This window comes from Neorhizobium sp. P1_A6 (genome assembly GCF_056406795.1).
The window spans coordinates 22149-34819 of record NZ_JBFTZM010000029.1 but is presented as its reverse complement, the minus strand read 5'-3'; the positions used below and the strand labels follow the sequence as shown (position 1 = coordinate 34819).

At 61.3% G+C, this 12671-nt stretch carries 11 protein-coding genes; 7 read left to right on the top strand and 4 right to left on the bottom strand.

All coding sequences use genetic code 11. The features are described from left to right. Positions 1–663: 663 nt before the first annotated feature. Together AC1D3C_RS29270 and AC1D3C_RS29265 are read right to left on the bottom strand one after the other, a co-directional pair. A complete protein-coding gene (locus AC1D3C_RS29270; RefSeq protein ID WP_477485340.1) occupies positions 664–1812 on the bottom strand; it encodes a mandelate racemase family protein in 1149 nt (382 codons plus the stop codon). 105 nt (positions 1813–1917) lie between these two features. Continuing rightward, complete coding sequence (locus AC1D3C_RS29265; protein WP_477485339.1) at positions 1918–2718, bottom strand: NAD-dependent epimerase/dehydratase family protein; 801 nt, start codon at positions 2716–2718, stop codon at positions 1918–1920. Between the two features lie 216 nt (positions 2719–2934). Here AC1D3C_RS29265 and AC1D3C_RS29260 point away from each other — a divergent pair, with 216 nt between their 5' ends. Then, entirely contained in the window at positions 2935–3642 is a 708-nt protein-coding gene (locus AC1D3C_RS29260) for a FadR/GntR family transcriptional regulator (RefSeq protein ID WP_477485344.1), read from the top strand. Between the two features lie 88 nt (positions 3643–3730). Further along, a complete protein-coding gene (gene kdgD, locus AC1D3C_RS29255; protein WP_477485343.1) occupies positions 3731–4663 on the top strand; it encodes a 5-dehydro-4-deoxyglucarate dehydratase in 933 nt (310 codons plus the stop codon). Positions 4664–4819: 156 nt separating this feature from the next. Here the strand turns inward: kdgD and AC1D3C_RS29250 are convergent, their stop codons facing one another. Continuing rightward, positions 4820–6403, bottom strand: coding sequence for an ABC transporter substrate-binding protein (locus AC1D3C_RS29250; protein WP_477485342.1), 1584 nt, complete (start codon positions 6401–6403; stop codon positions 4820–4822). Between the two features lie 261 nt (positions 6404–6664). On the opposite strand from AC1D3C_RS29250, the gene AC1D3C_RS29245 reads away from it, so the two are divergent. The 5 genes from AC1D3C_RS29245 to AC1D3C_RS29225 all read left to right on the top strand — a co-directional run bounded on the left by AC1D3C_RS29245 (position 6665) and on the right by AC1D3C_RS29225 (position 11512). Continuing rightward, positions 6665–7480: an NAD-dependent epimerase/dehydratase family protein gene (locus AC1D3C_RS29245; RefSeq protein WP_247033599.1), complete on the top strand. Its 816-nt coding sequence runs from the start codon at positions 6665–6667 to the stop codon at positions 7478–7480. A 7-nt stretch (positions 7481–7487) separates the two neighbouring features. After that, a complete protein-coding gene (locus AC1D3C_RS29240) occupies positions 7488–8567 on the top strand; it encodes a mandelate racemase/muconate lactonizing enzyme family protein (protein WP_247033601.1) in 1080 nt (359 codons plus the stop codon). A 224-nt stretch (positions 8568–8791) separates the two neighbouring features. Further along, positions 8792–9925: a copper-containing nitrite reductase gene (gene nirK, locus AC1D3C_RS29235; RefSeq protein WP_477485338.1), complete on the top strand. Its 1134-nt coding sequence runs from the start codon at positions 8792–8794 to the stop codon at positions 9923–9925. Positions 9926–10012: 87 nt separating this feature from the next. Further along, positions 10013–10918 (top strand): SUMF1/EgtB/PvdO family nonheme iron enzyme, encoded by a 906-nt coding sequence (locus tag AC1D3C_RS29230; protein WP_477485337.1) that lies wholly within the window; start codon positions 10013–10015, stop codon positions 10916–10918. Between the two features lie 147 nt (positions 10919–11065). After that, a complete protein-coding gene (locus AC1D3C_RS29225) occupies positions 11066–11512 on the top strand; it encodes a pseudoazurin (RefSeq protein ID WP_247135377.1) in 447 nt (148 codons plus the stop codon). 69 nt (positions 11513–11581) lie between these two features. On the opposite strand, the gene AC1D3C_RS29220 is transcribed toward AC1D3C_RS29225, so the two are convergent. Continuing rightward, positions 11582–12664, bottom strand: coding sequence for an extracellular catalytic domain type 1 short-chain-length polyhydroxyalkanoate depolymerase (locus AC1D3C_RS29220; RefSeq protein ID WP_477485341.1), 1083 nt, complete (start codon positions 12662–12664; stop codon positions 11582–11584). Positions 12665–12671: the final 7 nt, after the last annotated feature.

The window sequence follows — 12671 nt, the reverse complement described above, 5'->3', positions numbered from 1 at the left end:
GAACCGTAACGTGCGGGAAAGGTGGAAGAGGTGAAAGCCATGGAGTGTGCGTCGCGAGACGACCATTCCTATCAAGCCTCCCCCGGACAGCCATGTCCGGTTCGGTTGAGCCGTGCAAGTGGCAAGGTTTCCCGAAAGGAAGCCGCGAATAAAGCCACGCAGCGAGGCGAGATGATCACCTGTAGGGGCCGGAAGCCCCGACAAGACGCCGAAGGCCACGCGAATGCGGAGCCATATTATTATTTTACTATGAGGTTCCGCATTCGTGTGGGCTCTCCGATCTTTGAAAAGCCACGGCAGGAGACTGCGCGGGGCTCCGGAGTGTTGGCCGAGGGGCCGGAAATCAGCGAAATGATGTCACCGGCGAAGGTCTGAGCGCCTCCCGCGCGAAGGATTGCAATCCTCCGAAACTGGATCCTCGGGTCGAGCCCGAGGATGACGGAGGAGAGGGCGTGCCCCGTGCCCAGAGCAACCGGATCCTTACAAAGTTTCGGCGAGCGAGACGGTTGCTGTTTTCGTCAGTCCTCTCAACATACTCGTCATCCTCGGGCTTGACCCGAGGATCCAATCACCGACGAGAGGCTTGGCGGACTGCAAAGACAAGAAACCCGGCCCCAAAGGGACCGGGCTTCTCTTTCCTGCTTGGGAGGCAGAATAAACGGTTCACTCGACCAGATTGGCGTTGATGAAGTCGAAGTTGATGTCTTCGCCCATGCCCGGCTTGTCGGAAATATGAACAAAACCGTCTTCGTCCATCGGGTCGGCCAGGGCGTTCAGGTATTCGAAGCCGTCGTCATATTCGAGGAACGGGTGCAGCAGGCCGCGCTCGTACCATTTCGCGTTCTTGGTGCAGGCCGCGACGATCAGGTTCGGAGCGCCATTGCCGTGGATTTCGCAGTTCATGCCGAAGGATTCGGCCAGATGCATGGTCTTCATTGCCGGGCTGATGCCGCCGACGTCATGGACGCCGGTGCGCAGGATGTCGCAGGCCTTCGAGGTGATCCATTCGGCGCGGCTGAAATGCTTGCCGCCGGCGCTTTCCGGACCGAGGACCGGAATGTCGAGGTTTTCCGCAAGCCAGGCGTAGGAGGCCGAACTCTGCTCGTCCATCGGCTCCTCGATCCAGTCGAAGCCCAGCTTTTCGAGGCCCCTGCCGAGTTCCAGCGCTTCCGTGCGGGTATACCAGTGGAAGGCGTCGATCATCAGGTGGATGTCCGGGCCGACCGCCTCGCGGACCGCGGCGCAGGCCTTGAGATCCATCTTGACATCAGGCGCCCAGGAGACCGGCGGCATCCAGGTGTGCAGCTTGATGCCCTTGTAGCCGCGCTTGACGAGCGTTTCGCCGAACCGGCCGTAATCTTCCGGCGTCGCGAGGCCGTTCTCCAGCTCGTCGCCGCACATGATCGAACCATAGGCCGGGATCTTTTCGCGGTAGCTGCCGATCAGTTTGTGAACCGGCATGTTCAGCTTGCGGCCGGCAAGGTCCCACAGGGCGCAATCGACGATCGCGAGCGCCCGGTCGGTCAGCTGCATCGCGCTGCCGCGCTGCCAGTGCGCGAGGTCCTGCCACAGCCGTTCGCGGGCGAACGGATCTTCGCCGATCAGCACTTTCTTGACGAACTTGTCGATCACGTGCGGGCGAACGACTTCCGGCGGGGCAAAACAATAGCCTTCCGCACCGTCGTCGTCGACGATGGTCAGCAGCGCCAGGTTGACCTTGTGCGGCGGGCCCGGATGAGCATGGCCGGCGGTATCCTGGTGACGGCGCGTGGTATGGGAGAATACGCGCACATTGACGTCTACGATCTTCACGAAATTCCTCCTGTCAGAAGCAGAGGGACGAACCTCCGCCATTTCATATCGGGACCCGGCGGCGGCCGGATCGGAGCCGCCCGTCGGGCGGCGGAAGTCTGTCGTTTACGCATCGTCCGGATGGCCGGCCGAGGCGAAGGCGCCGCCCTGATAGATGACGGCAGGATCGGTCGGGTCTTGCCTGCCGGCTGCCGTTTCCACTTCGACGCGCCACTTTGCGGATGTGTCCTCAGGTTTCCAGCCGAGGAAAGCGGCATTGCGATTGTCCCACCACTGCTCGTCGTTGGCAGAGGCGCCGTAGACGATGGTATGTGCGATCCGCGGCGCAGCAAAGGCGCGCCGGCAGAGGGAAAAGAAATCACGATAGCTGAGCCAGGTCGCCAGCATGCGCGTGTTGACCGGTTTGTCGAAGCACGAACCGATGCGGACGGACAAAGTCTCCTGTCCGAATTTTTCGAAATAGAGGCTGGCCATCGCCTCTCCGAAAACCTTCGAAGCCCCGTAGAGGGAGTCCGGCCTCGGCACGACCGTGTTGTCGAGCCTTTCATCGCGCCGATAGTAGCCGACGACGTGGTTGGAGCTTGCAAAGACGATGCGCGGCAGGCCGTTGTGCCGGGCGGCTTCATAGATATTGTAGAGGCCGACGATATTGCCCTGGACGATGAGATCGAACGTCTTTTCGAGGGAAATGCCGCCGAGATGAATGATGCCGTCGACGCCTTCGACCAGCTTTGCGACACCTGCGGCATCCGCCAGATCGCATTGAACGAAGGTTTCGCCCGCGCCCGCATCGGCGATCTCACCGATATCCGACAGCACGACGTGTTCGGCGATCTCCCTCAGCATCGGCCGGATTGCCCGGCCGACACTCCCCGCGGCGCCGGTTAGAAGCAGTCTCTTGAGCATTCTTCCCTCGTGGACGGGTCGACGGTAAATATGCGTCGGTCCGCAGTGTCATCATACCTCATAGGTCATCTCATACTATAGGTCCGTGGCCGGGCGTCAATAAAATTCTTGCCCGGTGCTTGACAACACGGGCAGGTTTTACCCCTCTAAGTGGCTGAAATGGCAAAGCGAGAGAGCGGGCGGACATTGAAGAGAGCAGATAACATCACTGGGGAAATGCCCTCGCGAAAAGGCCGCAACCTGGTCGAGACGGTTGGTCGGCGGATGCGGGATGCGATCACGAGTGGCGCGTTGAAACCCGGTGACAAACTGCCCACGGAAAGCGGACTGACCCAGCAATACGAGGTCAGCCGCACGGTCATCCGCGAGGCGATCGCCTCGTTGCGGGCCGATAACCTCGTCGAGGTCCGCCATGGCGTCGGCGTCTTCGTGCTGGCGCCGCAAGCCGGGCTGCAGGGCGGCTTCCGCACCGTGGATGCCAGCCGCGTTTCCTCGATCATCGAGATGCTGGAAGTCCGTGCTGCCATCGAGATCGAGGCCTCGGGCCTTGCCGCCGTTCGCTCGTCGCCGGCGCAGCAGGAGTTGATCTTCGAATGTCTCGAAACGATCAAACGGCAGATTGCTGCCGGCGCGGCAACGGTTGAAAGCGACCGGGCTTTCCATCTTGCCATCGCGGATGCGACCAACAACCCGCGTTTCCGGGAACTTCTGGAAGCGATCGGCAAGCAGATGATTCCGCGATCGCTGCTGCAGGAGGGCGAGGTCGAGATTTCGCCGCCCGAATACCTAGCCCAGATCCAGGATGAACATGCCCGGATCGCCCGCGCAATCACGGATGGCGATGATTCGGCTGCTCGCGACGCCATGCGCATGCATCTCAAGGGGAGCCAGCAACGCTATCGATCGCTGATACGGCGGCCGTGAGTTTTCCACAAAGATAATACAACTATTGACAGTCATAATATGACTTGGTAGCCTTCTGGAAATCAACCAGGAAGGGACTGCCATGTCTATGGATCCAAATGAACTGAAGCATGCGCTCGGCGCCGGCCTTCTGTCGTTCCCCGTTACGCCTTTCGGCAAGGATGGCCTCTTTAACCGCAAGGCCTACGAGCAGCATGTCGGCTGGTTGGCCGGTTTCGATGCTTCGGTGCTGTTTGCCGCCGGCGGCACGGGTGAGTTCTTTTCACTGGAGCCCTCCGAACTTCCGGAGATCATCACCGCCGCCAAGGCTTCGGCCGGCAGCACGCCGATCGTTGCCGGCTGCGGTTACGGCACGCGCATCGCCGTCTCGATCGCCAAGTCCGCCGAAAAGGCCGGTGCCGACGGCATCCTGCTGCTGCCGCATTACCTGATGGATGCCAGCCAGGAAGGCCTTTACCAGCATATCAAGACCGTCTGCCAGTCGGTCGGCATCGGAGTGATGGTCTACAATCGTGACAATTCGATCCTGACGGCAGAAACGCTGGCGCGCCTTTGCGAGGCCTGCCCCAATCTGGTCGGCTTCAAGGACGGTTCCGGCGATATCGGCCTTGTGCGCAAGATCACCGCGATCATGGGCGACCGCCTGACCTATCTCGGCGGCATGCCGACGGCCGAGCTTTTTGCGGATGCCTATCTCGGCGCCGGCGTCACCACCTATTCTTCGGCGGTCTTCAACTTCGTTCCGGCGCTGGCCCAGACGTTCTACAAGGCGCTCCGCGCCGGCGATACGGCCGCCACCAACCAGATCCTCATCGATTTCTTCTATCCGTTCATGGAGATCCGCAACCGCCAGAAGGGTTATGCCGTTTCCGCCATCAAGGCCGGCGTGCGGCTGATGGGCTTCGACACCGGTCCGGTTCGCGCCCCTTTGACCGACCTGACCGCCGAAGAAATCAAGATGATGGAGGCTCTCTGCGAGCCCTATCGCAATGGCGCTCTCGGGGTGCAGGCGGCCGAATAGGCGTCCTCCTCTCCAACCCTCTCCCCGAGCGCATCAGCCGGCAGGTCCAACCTGCCGGCTTTTTCATGTCTGCGGCCGAGCGTTCGCAGCCCGTAAAAAACGCCCGCAACCGAGGTTGCGAGCGCTCGTCCTGGGAGGGACTGATAGCATGAGTGGTCAGCGCTGCTTGGACACGCTGCGCAGACGAACCGTCCACCCGTAGTGGTTCACATAGCCCTTGACGTCGGCACGATAGACGACGCTGTCGACAACCGCCGAAATCGGCTGCAGCGCAGGAACGAGTTCCTCGTATCGCTTCTGAATGTCTYCATAGGCCGTCTTCTGCTTCGCCTGGTCACGCTCTACCAGTGCCTTGGCCGACATGTCGTTCAGCTGCTGGTCGAAGAAGGACGTGCGCCAGCCGATGATGCCGCTGAGCTTGGCGTCGTCGGCGTTGTTCGGGTTGATGACCAGGGCGCGCAGGTTGGAATGCGGATGCGGCTCCTGGCCGCCGCCGCCGCGACCGACGAGCATCTCGAACTTGCGCTCGCGCATCGGGCCATAGATCTGGTCACCGGCGCCCTGGACGATTTCGGCCTTGATGCCGGCCTGGGCAAGGGTCGCCTGGATCGCGGTGGCGGTATCCGTGAAAGGCGGCTCGTTGAGTGTCAGCAGCCTGACCGGGAAACCGTCGGGATAACCTGCCTTGGCGAGCAGCTCCTTGGCCTTGGCGACATCGATCTTGTAGTCCGGATCGGCCAAGCTGCCGATGACGCCTTCGGCGACCGGGCGAAGACGTTTGGTGCCGTAGTTCGGCATGATCGACTTGTTGATGCCGTCATAGTCGATCAGATGGCGGATCGCGAGGCGCACATCCGGGTTCTTGAAGCGCTCGTCCTTCATGCTCACGGCGAGGAAATAGAAGCCCGAGCTCGGCGTGCTCTGCACTTCGACGTCCTTGTTCTTGCTAAGCGCGGCGATATCGGGAACCGAAAGGCCAATCGCGACGTCCACGTCGCCCTTTTCCAGCATCAGCCGCTTGGTCTGGGATTCCGGCATGTGCCGGAAGATCACGCGCTTCATCCTGGGCTTTTCGCCCCAATAATCGTCGAAACGCGTCAGGATGAGCATTTCGTTGGAGGACCAGCGCGTCAGGCTGAAGGCACCGGAACCGGCGGCATTGATCTTCAGCCAGGCCGCTGCCTTGTCGCCGTTTGTCTCGTGGCTCATGGCGGTCTTCATGTCGATGACCGCACTGGCATCCGGCTTGCCAAAAATGTCGAGCGTAAGCTGCGGATCGGTCGGCTGAGCCGGCTTGAGGGTGATTTTGTTGCCGTCGGCCGTCAGCAACTGGTCGATATTGCCAGCCTTGTAACCAAAGGACGACCAGACGCCCGCCCCGACCAGGCCAAGGCTGATATTACGTTTGATCGACCAGACGACATCTTCGGCCCGGACCGGATTGCCGGACGTGAACTTTGCGCCATCCCTCAGCGTGAAGGTGATCGAGCCGTCATCCGTCACCGTCCAGGAGCTGGCGAGGCCCGGATTGACGGTCTTCTTGTCCGGCGCGAGCTCCACCAGCGTGTCATAGAGATTGGCGATGACGCCCGTCGCCTCGCGGCCTGAAATCGCGGCCGGATCGAGGGTCAGGATATTGTTCATGCTGAGGCCGACGATCAGCTGGTCGGCGGGGGTATCTGCGTATGCGCCGACCGGCGCAGACAGCGTCAGAGCCGTGGCCAGAGCCACATGCTTCATCCATTTCATCTGGGGTTCCTCCATTCCAGGCACTCAGGTGAGAGTATGACGTCACATGACTGCTACTTTATATGAAGACCGAAAAGGTAACTCTCGTCAACCGATATAGATCGGTAAAACAACGCATTTGGCGCTATCTTGACCTAAAATTTCGGCAGCCAATACCGTGGCATCCTATTTTGGTCTTCAAGTCATATTATGAGTTGACGCCCCTTCGGGGCACCTTCTAGATTGCCGGCAGCATATCGAGGAGGAATGGGGATGAAGCGGCTTCTGATCACCGGGGCGGCCGGCAACATGGGCAAGGCCATGCGCCAGCGGCTCGGGCACCTGGCGGAGATCATCCGCATTTCCGATATCGCCCCACTGGACGATGCCGCGGCCAACGAGGAGCCGTTTGCCTGCGACCTGGCGGATTCCGATGCCGTCCTGCGCATGGTGGAAGGGTGCGACGGCATCCTGCATTTCGGCGGCGTTCCTTCCGAAAACACCTTTGCCACCATTCTCGACAGCAATATCCGCGGTCTGCACAATCTCTATGAAGCGGCGCGAAAGCATGGAAAACCGCGTATTCTGTTTGCCAGCAGCAACCATACGGTCGGCTTCTACCGGCAGGACCAGTTCATCGGCGTCGATCAGCCCACCAAGCCCGACGGCCTCTATGGCGCCTCGAAATGCTTCGGCGAGAGCCTGGCGCAGATGTATTTTCACAAATTCGGCCAGGAAACGGCGATCGTCCGCATCGGTGCCTGCTGGCCCAGGCCGACGACGGTGCGGATGCTGTCGATCTGGCTGAGCTTCGATGACATGGCATCCCTCTCCGAACGGGTCTTCAGGGCTCCCTATCTCGGTTGCCCGACGATCTGGGGCGTGTCGGACAATCAGCCGAAATGGTGGGATAATTCCGCTTCCGCCTATCTGGGCTGGGTTCCGAAGGACAGCTCGGAGATTTATCGCTCGGAACTGGAACGCAATCCCGGCATTCCTGACAGAGGATCGTCACAAGCCAAGTGGCAGGGCGGCGGTTTCGTCGACGATCCCATCTACACCGAAGCTCCCCGTGCCCTGAACCGGTAACGATCCCATGAAAATCACTGATCTCACTACCACCGCCGTCAGCCTGCCGCTTGCGGAACCGCTCGGCAATGCCACGGCGACCATCCATCAATTCTCCTGCATCGTCGTCGATCTCGTTACCGACGAGGGACTGCGGGGCGAAAACCTGATCTTCACCATCCGGCCGGAGCAGATGAAGCTGCTGGATAGCATGGTGCATGTGCTGCGGGATGCGGTGATCGGACGCGATCCAGACGATACGGGCGCCTTCTGGGCTGATGCCTGGCGGCGCATCAACTTCATCGGCTTCACGGGCGTCTCGATCATGGGCATTTCCGCGATCGATGGCGCCATGTGGGATCTGAGAGCCAAACGCGCCGGGCTTTCGATCTCGCGGATGCTGGGCCGGTGCCGTGAGACCATTCCAGCCTATGCAAGCGGTGGCCTATGGCTCACTCAGGACATTCCTTCGCTCGTCCGGCAGGCGGAAGGTTTCGTCGCAGCTGGCTTCAAGGCGATGAAGCTGCGGCTTGCCGGACGGATCGATGTCGACCTGCCGCGTGTGAAGGCCGTTCGGGCGGCGATCGGCAGCGATATCGGGTTGATGATCGACGCCAACCAGGCGCTCGACGTCGATGCGGCGATCAAGCTCGGCGATGCGTTGGCCCCCCTGGATATCGCCTGGTTCGAAGAACCGGTGCCGGCCCATGCATTGGAGGATTCGGCCAAGGTCGCAAAAGCCCTGCGCATGCCGATCGCGTCCGGTGAAAATGAATATACCCGCTACGGTTTCCGGCGGATGATCGAAACGGGTGCCGCCTCCATTCTCATGCCGGATCTCCAGCGGGTTGGCGGCGTTACCGAATTCGCCCGCGTTGGCGCACTGGCGGCAAGCTTTGATCTGCCGATCTCCTCGCATCTTTTTCCCGAAATGAGCCTGCAGCTGCTCGCCCACGTCCCGACGGCCCATTCCCTTGAATACGTGGAATGGTTCGCGCCGCTCTACGAGGAAAAGATAAAGCTCGTCGATGGGACGGCCCAGATCCCGGATGCGCCTGGCTGGGGAATGTCCCTCGACCGGGATGCGATCCACCGCCACGCTCTTTAGGCGGCAGTGCCGCCGCCCCGTATCCGGCCGGACAACAGATCGGTCGTGAGGAATTTCCCTTAACCGCTCAATCGGCCCAGATTTGCCTCGTTTTCTTGCGGATACGCAAGCAAAAGCCGATGTTCTGTTTGTCTCACGTCAAAGAGTAGATGGGGACATGGACATAGATTCTGCTTCCAGAGGACGGCGATTTACTCCGCCCCTTGTTCCGAAGGACAGAAACCATGACCGACACGATTCAGATGACCAGACGCTCGATCCTTGCGGGGGCAGCCTTCGTTGGCGCAATCGCACCGGTCGTGCAGGCTTCCTTCGCTTATGCGGACGAAGCGCCCCCGGCGAAGATGAAACCGGTGGACCTATCGCGCTTCCGTCGCGAGAAAATCGAGCTGGCGAAGCCGCCTTTCGTGCATGCCCATGCTCAGAAAGCAGACGGCCCGCCAAAGGTGATCGAAGTTACGCTGACCATCCAGGAGAAGAAGCTCGTCATCGACAAGGAAGGCACCGAGATCAATGCGATGACCTTCAACGGGTCGGTTCCGGGCCCGCTCATGGTCGTCCATCAGGACGACTATGTCGAGTTGACGCTCATCAACCCCGACACCAACGAACTCCAGCACAATATCGACTTCCATTCGGCAACCGGCGGCTTGGGTGGCGGTGCGCTGACCGTGGTGAACCCAGGCGAGAAAACCGTTCTGAGATTCAAGGCAACCAAGGCCGGCGTCTTCGTTTACCACTGCGCACCTCCCGGAATGGTGCCGTGGCACGTTACCTCGGGCATGAACGGCGCCATCATGGTGCTCCCGCGCGATGGCCTCAAGGACGGCAACGGGAAACCGCTCACCTACGACAAGATCTACTATGTGGGTGAGCAGGATTTCTACGTCCCCCGCGACGGGAACGGCAAGTTCAAGAAATATGACAGCGCCGGCGAAGCCTATGAAGACACGCTCAAGGTGATGCGGACGCTGACCCCGACGCATATCGTCTTCAACGGGGCGGTCGGGGCCTTGACGGGGCAGAACGCCATGACCGCCGCTGTCGGCGAAAAGGTGCTGATCGTCCATTCGCAGGCAAACCGCGACACGCGGCCTCACCTCATCGGAGGCCATGGCGACTACGTCTGGGCTACGGGCAAGTTCGCCAACCCTCCGGACCTCGACCAGGAGACCTGGTTCATCCCGGGCGGTGCAGCAGGTGCTGCATTCTATACCTTCCAGCAGCCCGGCATATACGCCTACGTCAACCACAACTTGATCGAGGCCTTCGAACTGGGCGCGGCGGCGCATTTCAAGGTCACCGGCGATTGGAACGACGACTTGATGACGTCGGTCCTTGCGCCGAGCGGCACCTGATCGGAAACGGCCGGGAGCATGGCATGAGCCTGTTCCCGGCCGGCCTTCATCCCCCGCAAGCGCCAGATTTCGCCTCGGGAGGCGAACATGCCATGCACACACGACAGGCCAAAGCTCTCGCTCCTCCATACCGGGCTTCCGATCACGCTGATCGCCGTGCTGGCGGCAGGTATCTTCCATCAGGCGGGCTTCATGAGGCCGGCGCCCCCAGAGGGCGCGGTCTATGAGCCCGCGACGGTCGTCGTTCCTGCCCGCAGCTACAGCTACAGGAGCGACGGAGAGTTCCTGAAGGGCACGGCACCGATCGATGCGCCGATGAAGACGGTGGTCGCGGGGCCGAGCCTGACGATCATGAAAAATCATGTCGCGGCCTCGGAATACCGGGCGTGCGTTTCCGCAGGCGCCTGCAGATCGCCAGAAGCGGCTACATCAAGGACGGACGTTCCTGCCACCGGCGTGAGCTTCGACGATGCCACGACTTATGCCCGCTGGCTCTCCGAGGTGACCGGTGAATACTGGACCCTGCCGACAGACGAACAACTGGCGCAGGCCGCGGGCAAGAGGTTTCCGGACGATGCTCTCGGTCTCGACCCGGATAGCAAGAACCCCGCGCTGCGGTGGCTCGCCGACTACGAGCGCGAAGCGCGCGAGCGGGCCGCAGGTAATCCCACCCCCCGGCCGACGGGAAGCTTTGGGGAGAACGAATATGGTCTGGCCGACTTTGGCGGCAACATCTGGGAGTGGACCTCGACCTGCCATCGCAGGGTCCATCTTTATGCGAACGGTTCCGTTCGGGCCTTCGAGGAAAGTTGCGGCGTCTACGTGACGGTCGGCACCCATCGATCGCCGATGAGTTCCTTCATCCGCGATCCGAAAGGCGGCGGCTGCGCGGTGGGTACCCCGCCGGAAAATCTGGGCTTCCGCCTGGTCAAGTCCACCCGCTGGTATGCGCCCCTTCTCAAGACGCTTCGGCAAGTGGGCTGGACAACGTGACCATCACGTCGCCATCCGGCCCCAAACCGACGCAAAAGCGAGCCGCGACAAACTCAAAACCGTTTGTCGTACGTCAAAGAGCACCGGCGGTTTTGCTCTAGTGTGAATTCCAACGAAGCCGTGGGCTTCCAGAAAAGGAGTAAGAAAATGAAGAAGATTTTGGCATCCCTGGTCGGTGCGGCGATCGTCACGGCTGTCTGCGCCACGGTGGCGTCGGCTGCCGATTTCGAAGTGCACATGCTCAACAAGGGTAACGACGGCGCGATGGTATTCGAACCGGGCTCCCTGAAGATCGCCAAGGGCGATACCGTCACCTTCATCCCGACGGACAAGTCTCATAATGCCGAGACCATCGAGGGGCTGATCCCGGAAGGTGCAAAGCCGTTCAAGGGCCAGATGAACGAAAGCGTGAAGATCACCTTCGACGTTGAGGGGGCATATGCCGTGAAATGCTCGCCGCATGTCGGCATGGGCATGATTGGCCTCATCGTTGTCGGCAACGCGCCGGCCAACCTGGAGGCCGTCAAGACCGCGAAACTGCCCAAGAAGGCTCGCGAACGTCTCGACGCGGATATTGCAGCTTCCGGCGTTTAAGCCGGGAGCGTTCGGCGGCGGCCATTCCCTCTCCCCCCGGCCGTCGCCGCGCTTGTTCTCACGGCCTTATCAGCGCATCAAGCCAGCCATGCGAAGCGCATTCTCGATGATCTGCTGGATACCTTCAGGCTCTTTTGCCTCCTGAGAAGAAACGGATGCCCGCTTGGGGCCGCCGGTCTTCGCCTGCAACGGCTCCGCACCTTCGCGAAGCAGGCCCCAGCTTTCTGCCGAATGAAGCGTCGACGATATGCCGACATCCAGGAGATAAGGTGCGGCGTTCTCGTCGCCGAGCGCGGGATCGATCGGGGTTCCGTGGCCCATTCCGGCGATGCTGTAATATTCGATCGCCTGCCTGCCGCGGGCATCTTTCCACGCGGTTCTCGTCTGGCCGTCGACCTTTTCCTTGAGGTCCGGCCGCGAGCCGACCTCGTGAACGCCGCGCCACTGGTCGACGATTGCCTGCGCGTTCGCCTCTGCGACCGTGTTGTCCTGGGTGCCCTGCCACACCGAGATGGTCGGCCATGGCCCCTGATGGGTGGAAGCGGTTGCCAGCCGCGACTGAAGCGTCGATGGTGCCGGCAGGCCGTGCCCGCGCATCCGGTCGAACGCTTCGGGAACCGTCGCGGCAACGCCATAGGGCAGGCCGGCGATGATCGCCCCGCCGGCGAAAACTTCGGGATAGGCGGCCAGCATGGCATTGGCCATCGCGCCGCCCGCGGAAAGACCGCTCACATAGATGCGCGAGGTATCGATGCCGTGCCGGGAGACGACGGCTTCGATCATCTGGCGGATCGAGTGCGCTTCGCCCTGGCCGCGGCGCGTGTCGCCCGGAAGGAACCAGTTGAAACAGAGATTGCCGTTGTTGGCCCGGACCTGTTCCGGCAAGAGCACCACGAAGCCGTGCCGTTCGGCGAGCTTCGACCATCCGGTGCCGTGATCATAACCGGAGGCGGTTTGCGTGCATCCGTGGAGAACGACGACGAGGGCGGGATGTTTGGGAAGCAGGGAGGGGACGTAAACCTTGGCTGCCAGCGCTCCGGGGTTGGATCCGAGGCCCTCGAGCGCCTCCAGATGGCTGGGCGCGTCGGTCGGTTCCCAACCCAGTGATTTCAAGCGGGCGAGCCGCTCCAGCGTATCCGACAACGATCTCATCATGCCT